Below are 17,246 nucleotides of genomic sequence, written 5' to 3'. Positions count from 1 at the left end.
ATAAAAATCTCTAAGTTTCACAGGCGCTATTATATAGCGCCTTTTTCATTCTTTGACATTATATTTTTGCCTAAATAATTTACTCTGATGTATCAAAAATGATAATATTTTAAGACTATCCCTTGTTTTAAGAGTAGCTTTAAAGTCTGCCTCTTCGTGTAAGAAATCTAAAAAGTTATAAAATTCTGTTTCAGGTATTTTCAATTCTTTTATAAAAAATTCTTCTTTATAAAAATCTGTTACCTCCACTTTTCCTTCCGCATCTTTAGACTTCTTTTTAAATCCTTCAGAGATTAAATTGATTATTATTCCCAAATCAATCGCCACTGAAGCTTGACTATTACCTCCTCCTAAAACCAGATTTTCTACCGGTGACTGTGCATCATCTTGCCAGATTATTTTCATCTTCTTAATCTCTGCCGCATTCCATAATGGTAATCGATCCTCATATGTTGGAATTTCTTGAATATCTTTCTGCACATCTCCGGATAAGGAATATTGAGAAATTCTTACTTCCTCCAATTCATTAATTGCAGCTTCCAAAAAAACCTGAAAATTATCAGATTGTAAATCTTCTTCTTTAACTACATACTTTTTTAATTGAAATTGCACCGAAGAGAACACGATCTCATCCCCCGGATTTGCCTTTATTTGAAAATATCCTGATAAATCATTAATCGTGCCTATTTCCTGAGTAAGATTTACAATGTTGATGGCTTCTAATGCTAGTGTATCCACTATAATTCTTCCTTTAAGCCAAGAAGTTTTTTGACTAAAGCTTGAAAAAGTAATTAATAATAAAGAAAAATAAGTAATTTTTTGCATTGATTAAATACTAGTGGTCTTTACATCCGTTTTTAATTTTTCAAGGCATTAGTAGTATTAAAGATTTTACTTTGATTGATAAGATATTCAAGTATTCTTAACCTATCTCCCGACTTAAGTACTTTCCTTGTTTCTAACTTTTGATTCAAATAATCCAAAAAATCATACAATTCTGTTTCAGGTATTTTTAATTCGCTGATCAAAAAATCACCATTATAAAAATCTGACACTTCAGGAATACGAACCTCTTTTGATCGTTGAGTATTCTTCTTTTTAAAAAGACTGGCAATCATTCTACCTGTTGCTATAAAATTGAAAGCAGTTGCATTTTTCCTATGATCAACTGTAGTATTTCTAACTGTTGCTGCACCCTTTTCATGAATAAATGGGGTTTCATCAAGCATTTTTGCATTAAACATGGGCAAGTTCTTCTCGTATGTTTTTATCTTTTTTACATCTTCCTTTGCCTCACCGGTTAAATCATATTGCGAAACCATAACCTCTTCTAATTCGTTTACCTTAACTTGTAATTGAATCAACAGATTTGCCTGTTTCAGATCTTTTTTAGTTACTATATGTGTTTTTTGTTGATACTGAACAGAAGAAAAAACAATGGTATCGCCCTGATTTGCTCTGATTTGAAAAAATCCGACACGATCATTAATGGTTCCAATGCCTTTTGTAATATTGATAATATTTATTGATTGAGACTGCAGCGTATCCATTACTATTTTACCGCGCAGTATGTCAGCATCTTGAGAAAACCCAATAGAACTGGTTAAAAAAATAATAAAGTATAATGCCCTTTGCATTCAAGTTGATTCTACAAAAGAGACGCTAACCTTAGGATAACGTTGCAGATCAGGTTGTATATATTATAGTATCAGAAAAGAATAGACGCTTTAACCTCTTTATCAATTTTTAATTTTGAAACGATTTTTAGAAAAGCCATTGCAGTTATGAAGGCATCACCGGATGCAGTATGCCTGTCACTTTTAGAAATCTTAAGATCATCGCATAGTTCGTCTAAGGTATAATGATTAGAACCTCTCTGATTTCGATATACTAAGTGTTTGGTTTTTCTAAAAAGCACTCCTGTATCCAGAAATCTATTTTTTAGCTTTCCTAACCCTTGTCTTTGTAAAGCACTATTTATCATTCTTCTATCAAAATCTGCGTGATGCGCTATCAAAATAGAGTTTCCTATATATTTAATAAACATCTCAATAGCCTCAGACTCTTTTACTGTTTCGAAATTATTATTTCTTCGAATGCCATGAATTTCTACAGTCGCAGAATTGAATACGTCTTGCTCTAGATACAATTCCAGTTGATCTGCTACATCTATTGCCACACGATTAATAGCGATCGCTCCAATTGATAAAACTCTATCATTTACATAATCAAATCCTGTTGTCTCTGTATCAAAAGCAACGAACCGAACTTGATTGATAGACATTTTTTCGCTATTCTTATCGAAAAGAGCCAAATAGTCTTTCCAGAAATCGGGAAACTCTTTATCATTTTTTCGCGACCAGAAACTCATTTACATCAATGTTTTAAGCTGAAAACGAACTCTTAATACTTCTTGTATATCCCTTATTGGTCTGAAACACCGCTTAAGCCTGAGCTTATCATTTTTACTGAGTGTGTTTAGTTTTATAAATCTACCAGAGTCTTTATGAATCAATCCTTGACGTGCTCTGAATTTAAGTAAAACCCTAAAGGCTTTGGCACAGCTCTCAAAAAGCTCTTTATTATTTGGTTCAAGTTCTGCTAGTTTTTCATAACGAAGCAATGTATTATTAATTCCCTTCAGATTATGATATAAAGTCAAGATCCTAGCACTATCTATCAATACCATCATCGCCCTGGTCTTTATATCAAATGTATCTTTGTGTTCGCCATTTTGTTCTACCAAAAACTGCTTAAAAAATCCTAAAGGAGACGGTTTTTGCAATGCACTCACACCTAATAAAGCTAAAAATCTATTACTTTTATTTACTCCGTCAAAAACCACATCAGATAACTCATTAACCATACTTTCATCTCCATAAACCAATTGAAAATCAAAGAAAATAGAGGATAACAATGTGCTTTCTTCTGTTGGAGTAGTCATCCAGTCGGTAAATTGAGTTTTCCATTCTGAAACGGACATACACCACCTTGGGTTACTTGCCATCATCTCTGCAGGACAATATTCGAAACCTATGGTATGCAAGCCTTTGGTAATTTTTCTTGCTAGTTCTAAAAAATAACTTTGAATACTTTGATATTTTTCTTTGCCTACATCTTCAAAAACAATAGCATTATCTTGGTCTGTCACTAAAAGTTGCTCTTTTCTCCCTTGACTTCCTAGCACCAAAAAACTAAACCTTACAGGCGGAGGCGAAGGCATTTCTTTCAAACATATTTCTATGATACGTATTACTAATGCATCATTAATTTCGGAAATAAGATTTAAGATATGCATTGTTGGAATGTCCTGCTCTAAATAGGTTTGCAGCAGTTTCTGCACTTGTTTTCTGATATAACGAAGTCTTTGTATTTTGTTTACTCTCTTAATTTCCTTGATCAAAACGGAAGGATTATTTCCGAAAGACACCAATAAATCATGATTAGAAAAAACACCAACTAATTTAGAATTTCGCGTACCATCTTTAGTAATACAAAGATGACTAATATTGTTTTTAATCAAGGCGATTTGTGCCTCTGCAATGGTCAACTTTTTTGAATAGGTTTTTACAGGAGTTGTCATGACTTCTGTTACCAAAGATGAAGAAGAAGACAATCCTGTAGCAATTTTTGCTCTAAGATCGCTATCTGTAATGATCCCTAAAGGATACTTATCCTCATCAGTGACCACTATTGCATTCACTTTATGAGCATTCATTTGTAATGCAATATCTTTTACTATGGCCGATACGGAACAAGTAAGCGGTTTTTTTCGGTAAGAAATAGTTCTTAATGTCGAAAGATCCTTTGCGTTATCAACAGAAATAGTATTATCTATTCGATTCCCTTTTTCGGTTTCTGTATAATAGTTTCTGGCGTGAGCGGCAAAGGTTTCTAGTAAGAATTGGTTTACTTCTTTATTGAGATCGATAAAAGGTTTAAAAACGGTTGATGGAATTGCGTAAACAATAGATTCTTCATCGGCTTTGGCAGACATCCGATAATCTTTTTTTATAATCATAATCCGCAGTCCAAACAAATCTCCTGCATCACAGATATCTATCAAATTCTGTTCATTATCAGTAGTACGATATAATCCAACAGCTCCTTCTCTTACAATATAAAATTCATCGTGACATTTTTGATCTTGTTCAAAAACAAAGGTTCCTTTTTCTAAATACAATACTCGAATTTGAGCAGAAATCATCAATAACTCCTCCTTTTTCAGCATACTAAAAGGAGGAAACTCTTTTAAAAAATCCTGAATTCTTTCTGCAATGGTATTTTTCATAATCGTATTCTAAGATCAATTTAGATTTCGCTTTTCTATAAAAAAGCGCTTCAATAATGTACTACATTCTTCTTCCAAAATCCCTCCGATCATTTTAGTTTTGGGGTGTAATGTGGTTCCCATATTGATACATCCACGTTGCTCATCTCTGGCACCATATACAATTTTTCCAATTTGACTCCAAAACAAGGCTCCGGCACACATCTGGCAGGGTTCAATCGTTACATATAGTGTACATTCTTTGAGATATTTACCCCCTAAAAAATTAGCTGCTGCCGTAATTGCCTGCATTTCTGCGTGTGCGGTCACATCGTTTAATAATTCTGTTAGATTATGAGCTCTGGCAATGACTCTATCAGCTACAACCACAACTGCTCCAATAGGTATTTCTCCTTTATCATAAGCCGCTTCAGCCTCCTGAAGTGCTTTTCTCATAAAATGTGAATCGTCATATGGATCAAACATATAATATAGTATTGAATTTTAAGTAAAACTACTAAATATAATGCTTCCTATTTTCATTGTATTTAAGTTTATAGATAATATCAGTTATCTAAACTTAATTATTACAGCTCATTTCAAAATAGTACTTTTACAGCATGAAAGACACTCTACTTTCACATATCAAGTATCCTGAGGATCTACGTAAACTTTCTGCTGATCAGTTACCCGTTCTAGCAAAAGAACTACGTGATTTTGTTATTAATATTGTGGCTACAAAAGAAGGCCATCTGGGAGCAAGTCTTGGCGTTGTAGAACTTACTATTGCGTTGCATTATATTTTTGACACGCCTAATGACTTATTAGTTTGGGATGTTGGTCATCAAGCGTATCCTCATAAAATCCTTACTGGCCGGAAAGATCTTTTTCATACAAATAGACAGCTAGGAGGCATTAGTGGCTTTCCCAAACGTAGCGAAAGTATTTACGATACTTTTGGAGTTGGACATTCCTCAACCTCGATTTCTGCTACCTTAGGAATGGCTATTGCATCAAAATTGAAAGGTGATATAAAAAGGCAACATATAACTGTTATTGGAGATGCTTCTATTGCAAGCGGAATGGCATTTGAAGGACTAAATCACGCCGGAGTAACTGATGCCAATATGCTGATTATCCTAAACGATAATTCGATTGGAATAGATCCGAGTGTAGGTGCGTTAAAAGAGTATTTAACCAAAGCCAAAGTTGGATATAAACCAAAGACCGATAATATCATTGAAGCATTGAATTTTGGGTATTTTGGCCCGATTGACGGTCACGATTTGCCCAAACTCCTAGAAACTCTTGAAAAATTAAAGACAATAAAAGGCCCTAAACTTTTACACGTAATAACTACCAAAGGCAAAGGATTAAAACAAGCAGAAAAAAATCAGGTTACTTATCATGCTCCAGGAAAATTTGATGCTGCTACAGGGGATTTACTACCTAAAGACAATAAACAGCTACCACCGAAGTTTCAGGATGTTTTTGGGTATACCATTTTAGAATTAGCCAGAGAGAATGAAAAAATTATAGGTATCACTCCAGCAATGCCAACTGGTAGCTCTCTTAAATATATGATGGAAGAAATGCCGGACAGGGCATTCGACGTAGGAATTGCGGAGCAGCACGCGGTTACGTTGGCAGCAGGGATGGCTACACAAGGATTAGTGCCTTTTTGTACGATCTACTCTACATTCTTGCAGCGCGCTTATGATCAAGTAATCCACGATGTAGCACTACAAAAATTGCCCGTTATTTTTTGTATAGATCGAGCAGGATTAGTAGGTGCAGACGGGGCTACACATCACGGTATTTTTGATATTGCATACCTAAATTGTATTCCCAATATGATCCTAGCAGCACCAGCAAATGAAATAGAACTAAGAAATCTTTTATATACCGCTTCTTTGGGATTAGAACACCCAATAGCTATTAGATATCCCAGAGGTCGAGGCACTACTAAAGACTGGAAAAAACCTTTTACAAAAATTCATATTGGCAAAGGAACTTGCTTTACTAAAGGAACCTCCAAAATTGCCATTATATCTACAGGAACAATTGCAATCAATGTGAGGAACGCTCTAGATGCTATTCAAGAAAAAATAAGTCATTATCATTTTTGCTTTATAAAACCTCTGGATTCAGCGTTGTTAAAGAATATTCTACAGAAGTATAAAATAATTTTTACCATAGAGGATGGAACCATAAAAGGAGGCTTTGGATCCTCAATACTTGATTTTGCAAATCAAAATAACCTCTCTCCAATTATTAAAATTCTTGGGGTTCCTGATCAATTTATCCATCACGGCACAACGGAAGAATTACAAGAAATCTGCGGTATTTCGGCTAGTAAAATTAAAGAAATGATACTTGAACTTTCACCTATTGAATCGCGATCTTAGTGGTATATTTATTTCCTTCTTCTGTCGAAATCTGTAATATATAAATTCCTGTCCTCAAACGCTGAGCATTAATACCATATGCACTATTCAGCAGTATGTTTTGTTCAAAAACTACTCTTCCATTCATGTCAATAATTCTCACGTTGCTTTCTCCAAAACCTTTGGACACATTGATAACAAAATTTCCACGAGAAGGGTTTGGTGTAATCCTAAAAATATTCTTTTCAAAATCTTCTACATCTAACAAACAGGATACTTCTGAAGAAGGCGGGAAATCGAATGCTTCAGTTTGATCTGTTCTACTTAGCGAATCTCCTTGAGAAGCACTCCAACCCAGGCCTCTTCGTGCAAAAACTTCCCATATCAAACACGCATTTGCACCTGCATTTGCAATTTCATCAGCCATCAATATGGCGTCACGACCATCTACAAAACCAGGATTACAGGACTGTAACTTTAACCCATCAATGATCAATTGCATTGCCAGATTATTTCCACCGGTTCCGTTATACAAATCGGGGTCAAAACCATCTCTTTCTATAAATGCCCAATTAAGATCCCATAGCATGGATGCCCACACTGATCCCACTCCGTGTGGTGCCGAAAAACTATTTGTATTATTGGTATCTGCATATGTTACAGGATTAATATTCATGTTTGTACTGTACGGATTAGGTCTAATACCTACACCTGTTATTGGTTGACCCGCCGCATAGGTTCCTATCCCCCTACTATCCTCTCCTGTATCTCCGGGTTCAATAGTCATCATTAACGCAAACCAATCAGACCATCCTTCACCCATTTGCTCTGTTGCCTGAATACAATTTCCATTTGGATCAAACTGAACACAAGAGGTTAGACAACCCGAATTATTTGCTCCTCCAGTCAAACGATTGGAAATTCCATGTCCATATTCGTGTATGACGATTCCGTTATCAAAACTACTATCTTCTGCAAAAAAGTTTCTACCAACATCGGATAAAGTCACATTTACTGTATTAGAAGTCATTTCTGTTATCAGTGCTTCTCCATCATCACGACCTATCATCACCGCAGGAATGGTAATACTTCCATTATCTCCTCCCATCGCGATAGGACTGCCGGCAACATTATTTACCACCAGAACAGCTACAGCACCGGCCATTTGGCTTCTAAATACTTTATCGTCAAAATTACAACTACCTCTTCTCACTACAGCTATATTTCCGTTAAGGGAAGCAGCGTTAGTTATATTTGAACAACCATCACTAGGATCATTAGAAGGATCATCATCAAGAACCAGTACTAAATTAGCGGTAATTCCATCAGGAAACACAGGAGCATCCACGTGACCCGGGTTAAAAGAATTATCTACAGTATTATAGGATCCTGCCAGTGCTCCATTATTAACCACAAAAGTATTCACTGAAGGATCTGGTGTTGGATTCCATAAAAACATCTGCATTCTTGGGTTTGACCCATCTGGAGGAGTACCAAAATTGGCATTATTAAACCCTGAACCATCCTGTGCGTCTGCAAAAACCTCATCGCTTCCTAGTCCTCCTTTACCATAATTATTGAATTGAAAATTACCCGCTGTTTCATCAAAACCATATTGGTACCATACATCGTGCACAACATTGTTTGCATAAAATAGGTTAGTAATCGATGCTTCTTCAAAGTTTTCTACCAATCCATCTGGATTAAAAGGGAAATCAAATATTAAATTTGCTCCTCCATCTGCCAGATCTCCTATACCGTCGTTTGCATTAATATCTTCTGAGGCAATTACATTGTTTCCTCTGGTGGTCGTAAAATCGGCTCCCGCAATTCCGTTGGTATCGTGCCATCCAAAAGGAGATGCATTTGTATTTGAAGGATTATTAACTACTACCCTATTCCCGTGATTTGGACTTTCTATCGCTGGTATTGGATATACATTGTAGCTTCCTTCCATTAAAACACCTGTTTCATTTTTAAATCCAAAAGAAGAAACCATCCGTGTACTCGTAGTCAATTTATCATTATGCTCAAATGTACATTCAGTCATCCAATTGGTTTTATCAATAACTTCTCCGGTTTCAGCATCTACTCTAGCGCTATACCAGTTTTTACCATCTATAGTAAGAATACTAATATCCCAGCAAAGTATCAATTCGTTGTTTTTAAGCACATAAATTGGTTGGACAGGAATCTGTTCTTGAGATATATTTTTATCTAAATATATTGTTTTTCCGTGTACGTTTTTATCCATCATTTTCAGATTAACAGGGATGTCTATCCCTATGTCTGAAGCAACATATTGTACTGCGTTTTCCGGAAGGACGGAAGTAGTTGTTGTGTTTATTTTTTGGGCAATATTTTTATGAAAATTACCATTAAAGGAAACTACTACTCCGTTTTTGATAACAAAACTTCCGATGGCATTGTAAATCGGAATTCCGTTATATTCCTGAATTACATAGATGTTAGAAGCCTTCAAACTCTTTGAAAAAGATTCTCGTTGAATACGGAGTCCTTGGGTATCAGCTACAGGCATTCCTTCCTTTACCAAATAATTTTCAATTAACTGTAGATTCGGGGTTTGAGCATTTATTTCTAGACCATAAAAGGTTATAAGGAAAAATAAAATACTCCAATAGAATTTCTTCATGTACAATTTTGCTTTAGCAATGATTACTTCTAACTATACTTATCAAAACCTAAAAATAAGGAAAAAGAAACTCTAATTACAATAGATTATATTTCCAACCCCTTGATTTTCTGAAATTTTAACAAGGCGTTCCCATCGGTGAGACTAGCCACATAATTACAAATACCAATCAATCTAGTATAAAGGTCGTCATTTTTATAGTCGAAATGCTTTCCTTCTGCTTTCAGAATTAATTTATCATAATTTGAAGTTTGTCTATTATTATAATGATCTGTAGCTGTACAATACCTATCTAATAGCGTCGCAAGAATTTCATATCCAGCAATTTCTTTTTCCACAACCTCATTACTTTGATAAATCTTATCTACACTGATTTTAATGATATCATCGATTTGCGCCCGATACCTGCTCTTATCAATCAAAGCGACATCAAAATTTCCGGATAATATTTCTTCTTCGTGTTGGACAAAAATACTTGCTGCTTCTTGTATCAAAGCATTTATTGCCAATGCCCGCAAATAACTTAAACGGTCTGCTGTAGTGCTTAGAGTATTATACTTAGCGGTATTTATAGTATCCTTTACTAATTTAATCAGATATTCTAAAGCGTATTCTTCTTGTATCAACCCTAAATTAATTCCATCTTCAAAATCAATGATGGTATAACAGATATCATCTGCCGCTTCAACCAAAAATGTTAATGGATGACGACTATAGGTTGTTTCATTTCCTATTTTTGATGACAGCAACCCTACTTCTTCTGCTACTTCTTTGAAAAAAGCACTTTCATTCTGAAAATATCCAAATTTCTTATGCCCAATATGAGATGTAGGTTTTTTAGGTAAGGACTCTTTTGGGTATTTCATAAAAGCACCCAATGTAGCATACGATAATCGCAATCCTCCTTCTATACCTTGTCTGGATTCTGTCAGGATCTTAAACCCATTCGCATTTCCTTCAAAATCTACAAGATCCTGATACTGCTTTGTGGTCAAAAACTCTTTGTATTTCTTTCCTTTTCCTGTTGAGAAATATTCTCCTATGGCTTTTTCTCCAGAATGTCCAAACGGAGGGTTACCGATATCGTGTGACAAAGCTGCTGCTGCAACGATAGCTCCAAAATCATTAAACTGATATCCGTGAATATTGGCAAGATGCGGATGTTTTTCTAAAATCTTTTTTCCAACTACTCGCCCAAGAGAACGCCCTACTACAGAAACCTCCAAGCTATGCGTTAATCGGGTATGTACAAAACTGGTTTTGGATAATGGAATTACCTGGGTTTTATCCTGTAAACTTCTGAAAGCCGAAGAGAAAATAATTCTGTCATAATCTACTTCAAAACCTAATCGGGTTTCATCTTGTTCCTTACGCAATCTTTTATTTGTATCTCCTTGTCTTTTTAAGGAAAGGAGCTGTTCCCAGTTCATCATATTTTAAAAAATTCGAATATACAAAAAAGGGAAGCTTCAATGTAGAAAACCTCCCTTTTGCCCTATATAAATTGAGTCTTTAAGACCCACACATTAAACAATCATCTCCTTCAGCTTCTTTGGATTGAGCGATTAACGCTCTTAGCTCTTCAGGTGTTAAGGATGTACCCTCTGTAGAAACTTGCACAGCTTCGGGTTGTGGTTGTGTTTTTGCCACAGATTGAGCTTCCATCACTTGTGCTGCTGCAACCGCCACTTTTTCTGGTTGTGGTTGTTCTTTCTTTTCAGTTTTAAGTGTAAACTTAATCGCATCAACAGCAGATTTTGTTCTTAAGTAATACATTCCTGTTTTTAATCCACTCTTCCACGCATAAAAATGCATCGACGTAAGTTTTGCCATCGTTGCACCTTCCATAAATAAGTTTAGTGACTGAGACTGATCTATAAAATATCCTCTATGACGAGACATATCAATAATATCCTTCATACTCAATTCCCAAACTGTTTTATATAGTTCTTTAAGATCCTGAGGAATAATATCTATATTCTGGATAGAACCATTAGCACGCATAATAGCATCCTTCAAATCATCACTCCATAGGTTTAATTTCACGAGATCCTCTAACAAGTGTTTATTTACCACAATAAATTCTCCAGACAACACACGTCTTGTATATATATTACTGGTGTATGGCTCGAACGCTTCATTGTTCCCTAAGATCTGAGAAGTCGATGCTGTAGGCATTGGTGCTACTAACAAGGAGTTACGCACTCCGTTTTTCAACACCTTTTTACGAAGACCTTCCCAATCCCAGCGACCGCTTAATTCTTCATCTTTGATGCCCCATAAGTTATGTTGGAATTCTCCTTTAGAAATAGGAGACCCTTCATAGGTTTGGTATGGTCCATCTACTTTAGCTTCTTCCATAGATGCTGTTACTGCAGCAAAATATAATGTTTCAAAAATCTCCTGATTCAGTTTTTTAGCTTCATCACTAGTAAAAGGCATACGCAACTGGATGAAAGTATCTGCCAATCCTTGTACACCTAGTCCAACCGGGCGATGACGCATATTAGAATTTTCTGCCTCTTTTACCGGATAGTAGTTACGATCAATAACTCGGTTTAAATTTTTGGTAACGCGTTTTGTGATTTTAAAAAGCTCTTTATGATCAAACGCACCATTTTTTACGAACATAGGTAATGCAATAGACGCCAGGTTACATACTGCCACCTCATCAGGGCTTGTGTACTCCATGATCTCTGTACATAAGTTAGAGGAACGTATTGTACCTAAATTCTGTTGATTAGATTTACGATTAGCCGCATCTTTATACAACATATAAGGTGTTCCCGTCTCGATTTGAGATTCTAGTATCTTTTCCCAAAGCTCACGGGCTTTTATTGTTCTGCGTCCCTTTCCTTCAGCTTCATAACGTGTATATGTCGCTTCAAACTCCTCGCTGTGCATATCAAACAATCCGGGGCACTCATTTGGACACATCAAAGTCCACTCTGCATCTTCCTGTACTCGTTTCATAAATAAATCCGGAATCCACATCGCATAGAATAAATCACGTGCCCTCATTTCTTCTTTACCGTGGTTTTTCTTTAAATCTAGAAAGTCAAAGATATCGGCGTGCCAAGGTTCTACATAAATAGCAAAGGATCCTTTACGTTTTCCTCCACCTTGATCCACGTAACGTGCGGTGTCATTGAATACACGTAGCATTGGAACGATACCGTTTGATGTACCATTAGTACCTGCTATATACGAGCCTGTAGCTCGTACATTATGAATAGACAACCCTATTCCCCCAGCCGATTGTGAAATCTTAGCCGTTTGCTTTAATGTATCATAAATTCCATCAATACTATCATCTTTTGTTGCTAACAAGAAACAAGATGACATTTGTGGTTTAGGTGTTCCTGAATTGAATAAAGTCGGAGTAGCGTGTGTAAAATACTTTTTAGACATTAGTTCATAGGTTTCTATCGCTGCATCTAAATCATTTAGATGAATCCCAATAGAAACTCTCATAAGCATATGTTGCGGACGTTCTGCTATTTTACCATTAATTTTTAGTAAATAAGAACGTTCTAATGTTTTAAAACCAAAATAGTCGTACCCAAAATCGCGATTGTAAATAATTGTGGAGTCCAGCTTCTCTTTATTTGCCATGATCACTTCATACACTTCATCAGAGATCAATGGTGCTTTTTTTTCTGTTCTTGGGTTTACATACTCATACAAGTCGGTAACCACTTCAGAAAATGTCTTTTTAGTATTTTTATGTAGATTAGAAACCGAGATTCGTGCGGCAAGCTTAGCATAATCAGGGTGTGCAATGGTCATTGTCGCAGCGATTTCTGCAGCAAGATTATCCAGTTCACTTGTCGTTACACCATCATACAATCCTTCTATCACTCTCATGGCAACTTTTACCGGATCTACCAGAGCATTTAATCCATAACATAACTTTCTTACCCTTGCGGTAATTTTGTCGAACATAATTGGCTCCTTATGACCATCTCTTTTTACTACATACATACGCTTTTGGTTTTTATAAAATTCTTCTTTAGAAGAATGTGGTATTAATTTGTGTTACTATTCTTTTTGTTAAACCTTACAGTTCATAAATGATTTCCCCCGAAATAGGATACTAAGAAAAAACCTCTGGTTGTAGCAACCAGATTATTTCTATAAGTAAAATATAATTATATGACTTTCGCCTTTTTTGTTTTGGGTAAAGCTTTCAGTTAGCTTTATCAAACTGAGCTAATCGCTAATTAAACAGAAGTACTATTTTTGACCAGCTCAGAATGAATATATTCATATTTTGAAACAATTTTGATTCCAGCTCGTGCCGGGATCACAAACTATAAGACATCCTCCTTGGGCGGCGAACATCTTTATAATTAAAAATCAGCATCAAAACTTATCTTATTTTCTTCAGTATCTTTATTAAGAACACCTGCTTTTTGATACTCAGAAACTCTTTTTTCAAAGAAATTGGTTTTTCCTTGCAATGAGATCATATCCATAAAATCAAATGGATTTGCCGTCCCATATTCTTTTTCGCATTCTAACTCCATTAGTAATCTATCCGTAACGAATTCTAAATACTGTGTCATCAATTTAGCATTCATACCAATCAAACTTACTGGTAAAGATTCTGTAATAAATTCGCGTTCAATATTTAGAGCGTCTACAATTATCTCCCGAATTCTTTCTTTTGACACTTTATTTACTAAATGTCTATTGTGTAAATGCACAGCAAAATCACAGTGCACTCCTTCGTCTCTTGAAATCAATTCGTTAGAAAACGTCAGCCCTGGCATTAAGCCGCGTTTTTTCAACCAGAAAATAGAACAAAATGCTCCGGAAAAGAAAATCCCTTCCACCGCAGCAAAAGCAATTAATCGCTCTGCAAAAGAATCGGACTCAATCCATTTTAATGCCCAATCTGCTTTTTTCTTAATTGCAGGAAAATTCTCGATCGCTTTAAATAAAATATCTTTCTCCTTTTCGTCTTTAACATAGGTATCAATAAGCAAAGAGTATGTTTCAGAATGGATATTTTCCATCATTATCTGAAAACCATAAAAGAATTTTGCCTCACTATATTGAACTTCATTTACAAAATTTTCTGCCAAATTTTCATTTACGATACCATCTGATGCCGCAAAAAATGCTAAAATATGCTTGATAAAATACCTTTCGTCATTTGTCAATTTTGTTGCCCAATCAGTAATGTCCTGATGTAGATCAATTTCTTCGGCAGTCCAGAAACTAGCTTCTGATTTTTTATACCAATCCCAAATATCATGATGTTTAATTGGGAAAATTACAAATCTGTCTTTGTTTTCTTGCAAGATTGGCTCTACTGCATTCATCTTTTTTCTTTTAGCTAGTTTTTATTCTTTTTTTTGTTTCCGCTATGGACTAACAAAGATCAAAAAATGCTCAGGAAGTTTCACAAAAAGTTAGTAAACGTTTTCAACAAAGTTTTCAACACGACGGGAAATAACCTAAGAAATTCAATATTTAACATTTTTATTTTAAACAACTGTTTATCAAGCACTTAAACTAATTCAAAAAGATATAAACAACACTGTTAGTAACCTTAACAAGTACCAGTTTTTCACTAGTTCACACCGTTTTCATCACAAAAAAAATCAACTTCAAAAACTCTCTGTTTTACGGTAAAACCACACGTTAATAAATGTAGTTAAATTTCCATTTTTATATCTAAAAAAGCTTTAAAAAACAGAAAAGTCACATCTAATTCATAGATATGACTTTCTCTGAAATTGGATTTATTGAATTTTACATCTTATGGCCAGGTAAATGTCTCTCCAGTCGAATGATTTGTATATCTGCCGGTACCGTTAGCTAACCAAACAAAGCTTTCTGATAACACACCTGCATCGTATACTTCTATGCTTCCAGAACGGTCAGTTTCACTATAGGTAAGCTCTATTCTATCATTATTCTGATCTTCTATTTTGAAACTAATAATATTTCCTGTTTTACTATAAGTCATCAATAAAAACTCTCCGTTTTCTCCATTGAAACGCACATCGTAGTAATTACCATCCTTACTCATTTTACCTTCATAAAAGGTTCTTCTCACACCATTCTCTTCTATATCATATGTGAAGTAATCAAAGCTGGCATCTGATGTAATTGTATAATACAAAGTAACTCCGCCATAGCTCCATACCCAGGTACCTGCGTTTTGACCATTTTTACTAAGTATACTCTGCTGTTCTACATCACCCGGAATATCTAAGAACACAGAAGAATATGTTATCGCTTGTACTTGTAATGCGGTTAAGGATAGAACTGCACTGGATGCGTATGCATTTTGCTGTGCGTACTGTTGCATCGCATCAGGAGCCTCTACTGCACCCAGAGTTTCCTGATATTGTTCTATACGACCCTGAATATCTTCTAGTTGATTTTCATTTTCCAGTATGACACCATCATCTTCGTTGCTACAAGACTGAAAAGCAATTACCAACGCCAAGAGGACTATTTTACCTAAACTTTTAATTTTTGTATTCATCTTATCTTTTTTATTTAATTGAATTTATTCTTAGTGTTTTTTGAAAACAAAAGGTTAACATCGTTCTTTTATTTTTTTATACTTTTTTAAATTCTACCCTCCTATTCTTTGCTTTAGCTTCTGGTGTACTTTCTTTAGAAATTGGATCTTTTTCTCCTTTACCTTCTATTTCTAATCTAGAAGGATTAATTCCAAAATCGTTCACCAATACCTCCTTAATTGATGCTGCTCGTTTCTCTGATAATTTTTGATTAAAAGCTTCATCTCCATCAGCATCTGTATGTCCGGTAATCAAAACATTTATTGTTGAATTTTCCGAAAGCACATTGGCAATCTTTTTGATAGTGCCATAAGACTCTGATTTGACAGTGGCTTTACCGGTATCAAAAGTAATCCCGTAAGTAACCAATTTTCCTTCTGTAATTAATTTATTACGCATATCGGGTTTGCCTATGGCATATCTAATATTGCCTACGTAGTAAAATGTATTTTCAGGAGTTATCTGAGAGAAAAACTTTACATTCTTAATTATTGAATTCTTTTCGAATGCCCTAGGTATATCAAACACTTTTTGCTCGTCTACATATACTCTTACTCTTTGTTTTTGTTTCCATATAGAAACGTGCATCTTTTTTCCTCTTCCGTTGTTATCTTTATTCAACTTTCCAAACTGTTTTTTGGAGCGTAAATCCAGATTGCGGTCAGTGCAATATTTATAAATATCCAAATTACCTCCACCACTTATCCCTCCTCTAATGGAAAAAATGAATCCGTTTTTTCCCGGATTGCTTTTTTGTAGTTCGTAACCAGGATTTTCAACATCGGAGAAAACTACCATTAGATCCCTTTGATATGCATATTCTGAAACATCAAAATCAAATACTACATCGTATTCTAACGTAAAGTTTTCCGGAAACTCCTCTATAAACTCAGGAACATAAGAGCCTTTTCCGGTTCCGATCTGTATAAAGCGTCCGTCCGCATTGTTTAGCGTCACTACCTCCGCAGAGTTAGAAGAGTTCCATCGTGCAGGCAAATCCCCAATTTCATCCTGACTAAAATCCTCGAACGCCATTATATTTTCACCAGACACAAAATCAAACTTAGAATATGCAGCAAAAGATGGTTTAGTTTCTGCTGTTTGCGATTCATCATTTTCTTCATCTTCTTGAGAAGAAATTACAGCTCCTTTTTTGCTCTTCCTTTTTTTCTTATCCTTTTTAGGCTTTCCGTCCACAGTATCATCTATTGTCTTTCCTGTTTTCTTAGATACTTTTTCTTCGGTTTTCTTCAGAATTGTTTTTTCCGCCGCCTTTTCTGCTGTTTTTGCTACTTTTTTCCAAAATTGAGCTTGTGTACTTTGAGGAAACAACATTGCGCAAAACAGTGCTGTTATTGTCAAAATTTGTTTTATAGTTTTCATAATTAATT

General features: G+C 35.2%; 12 protein-coding genes. 1 reads left to right on the top strand and 11 read right to left on the bottom strand.

What is annotated here, in order from left to right; genetic code table 11:
• Positions 1-45: 45 nt before the first annotated feature.
• The 5 genes from ACE94K_RS05990 to ACE94K_RS05970 form a co-directional block, all read right to left on the bottom strand.
• Positions 46-825, bottom strand: a complete 780-nt coding sequence (locus ACE94K_RS05990) for a hypothetical protein (RefSeq protein WP_378181362.1) — start codon at positions 823-825, stop codon at positions 46-48.
• Positions 826-857: 32 nt separating this feature from the next.
• A complete protein-coding gene (locus ACE94K_RS05985; RefSeq protein ID WP_378181359.1) occupies positions 858-1,637 on the bottom strand; it encodes a hypothetical protein in 780 nt (259 codons plus the stop codon).
• 71 nt (positions 1,638-1,708) lie between these two features.
• Positions 1,709-2,371 (bottom strand): PolC-type DNA polymerase III, encoded by a 663-nt coding sequence (locus ACE94K_RS05980; protein WP_378181356.1) that lies wholly within the window; start codon positions 2,369-2,371, stop codon positions 1,709-1,711.
• Positions 2,372-4,291 carry a DUF294 nucleotidyltransferase-like domain-containing protein gene (locus ACE94K_RS05975; protein WP_378181353.1) on the bottom strand — a complete coding sequence of 640 codons (1,920 nt, stop codon included), beginning with the start codon at positions 4,289-4,291 and terminating at the stop codon, positions 2,372-2,374. It abuts the gene before it with no gap.
• Positions 4,292-4,306: 15 nt separating this feature from the next.
• Positions 4,307-4,756, bottom strand: a complete 450-nt coding sequence (locus ACE94K_RS05970; RefSeq protein ID WP_378181350.1) for a nucleoside deaminase — start codon at positions 4,754-4,756, stop codon at positions 4,307-4,309.
• Positions 4,757-4,890: 134 nt separating this feature from the next.
• Here ACE94K_RS05970 and ACE94K_RS05965 point away from each other — a divergent pair, with 134 nt between their 5' ends.
• Positions 4,891-6,678, top strand: coding sequence for a 1-deoxy-D-xylulose-5-phosphate synthase (locus tag ACE94K_RS05965; protein WP_378181347.1), 1,788 nt, complete (start codon positions 4,891-4,893; stop codon positions 6,676-6,678).
• Here ACE94K_RS05965 and ACE94K_RS05960 read toward each other — a convergent pair.
• From ACE94K_RS05960 to ACE94K_RS05935, 6 genes are all read right to left on the bottom strand, one after another.
• Entirely contained in the window at positions 6,659-9,310 is a 2,652-nt protein-coding gene (locus ACE94K_RS05960) for a T9SS-dependent M36 family metallopeptidase (protein WP_378181344.1), read from the bottom strand. The genes ACE94K_RS05965 and ACE94K_RS05960 overlap by 20 nt on opposite strands.
• Before the next feature lie 86 nt (positions 9,311-9,396).
• Entirely contained in the window at positions 9,397-10,740 is a 1,344-nt protein-coding gene (locus ACE94K_RS05955) for a deoxyguanosinetriphosphate triphosphohydrolase (protein ID WP_378184235.1), read from the bottom strand.
• An 82-nt stretch (positions 10,741-10,822) separates the two neighbouring features.
• Positions 10,823-13,294 carry a ribonucleoside-diphosphate reductase subunit alpha gene (locus tag ACE94K_RS05950; protein WP_378181341.1) on the bottom strand — a complete coding sequence of 824 codons (2,472 nt, stop codon included), beginning with the start codon at positions 13,292-13,294 and terminating at the stop codon, positions 10,823-10,825.
• A gap of 368 nt (positions 13,295-13,662) precedes the next feature.
• On the bottom strand, positions 13,663-14,640 hold the full coding sequence (locus ACE94K_RS05945; protein WP_378181338.1) for a ribonucleotide-diphosphate reductase subunit beta: 978 nt from the start codon (positions 14,638-14,640) through the stop codon (positions 13,663-13,665).
• 440 nt (positions 14,641-15,080) lie between these two features.
• A complete protein-coding gene (locus ACE94K_RS05940; protein ID WP_378181334.1) occupies positions 15,081-15,815 on the bottom strand; it encodes a hypothetical protein in 735 nt (244 codons plus the stop codon).
• Positions 15,816-15,891: 76 nt separating this feature from the next.
• Positions 15,892-17,238: an OmpA family protein gene (locus tag ACE94K_RS05935; protein ID WP_378181331.1), complete on the bottom strand. Its 1,347-nt coding sequence runs from the start codon at positions 17,236-17,238 to the stop codon at positions 15,892-15,894.
• Positions 17,239-17,246: the final 8 nt, after the last annotated feature.

Source organism: Aquimarina besae (assembly GCF_042434905.1).
GTDB lineage: Bacteria > Bacteroidota > Bacteroidia > Flavobacteriales > Flavobacteriaceae > Aquimarina.
The sequence above is the reverse complement of the archived record's forward strand: the minus strand, read 5'-3'. Positions and strand labels throughout refer to the sequence as shown.

Excerpts from the sequence above, each read along its gene's own strand:
- ACE94K_RS05990 (WP_378181362.1), bottom strand. The coding sequence starts at position 825 with ATGCAAAAAATTACTTATTTTTCTTTATTATTAATTACTTTTTCAAGC.
- ACE94K_RS05985 (WP_378181359.1), bottom strand. The coding sequence starts at position 1,637 with ATGCAAAGGGCATTATACTTTATTATTTTTTTAACCAGTTCTATTGGG.
- ACE94K_RS05980 (WP_378181356.1), bottom strand. The coding sequence starts at position 2,371 with ATGAGTTTCTGGTCGCGAAAAAATGATAAAGAGTTTCCCGATTTCTGG.
- ACE94K_RS05975 (WP_378181353.1), bottom strand. The coding sequence starts at position 4,291 with ATGAAAAATACCATTGCAGAAAGAATTCAGGATTTTTTAAAAGAGTTT.
- ACE94K_RS05970 (WP_378181350.1), bottom strand. The coding sequence starts at position 4,756 with ATGTTTGATCCATATGACGATTCACATTTTATGAGAAAAGCACTTCAG.
- ACE94K_RS05965 (WP_378181347.1), top strand. The coding sequence starts at position 4,891 with ATGAAAGACACTCTACTTTCACATATCAAGTATCCTGAGGATCTACGT.
- ACE94K_RS05960 (WP_378181344.1), bottom strand. The coding sequence starts at position 9,310 with ATGAAGAAATTCTATTGGAGTATTTTATTTTTCCTTATAACCTTTTAT.
- ACE94K_RS05955 (WP_378184235.1), bottom strand. The coding sequence starts at position 10,740 with ATGAACTGGGAACAGCTCCTTTCCTTAAAAAGACAAGGAGATACAAAT.
- ACE94K_RS05950 (WP_378181341.1), bottom strand. The coding sequence starts at position 13,294 with ATGTATGTAGTAAAAAGAGATGGTCATAAGGAGCCAATTATGTTCGAC.
- ACE94K_RS05945 (WP_378181338.1), bottom strand. The coding sequence starts at position 14,640 with ATGAATGCAGTAGAGCCAATCTTGCAAGAAAACAAAGACAGATTTGTA.
- ACE94K_RS05940 (WP_378181334.1), bottom strand. The coding sequence starts at position 15,815 with ATGAATACAAAAATTAAAAGTTTAGGTAAAATAGTCCTCTTGGCGTTG.
- ACE94K_RS05935 (WP_378181331.1), bottom strand. The coding sequence starts at position 17,238 with ATGAAAACTATAAAACAAATTTTGACAATAACAGCACTGTTTTGCGCA.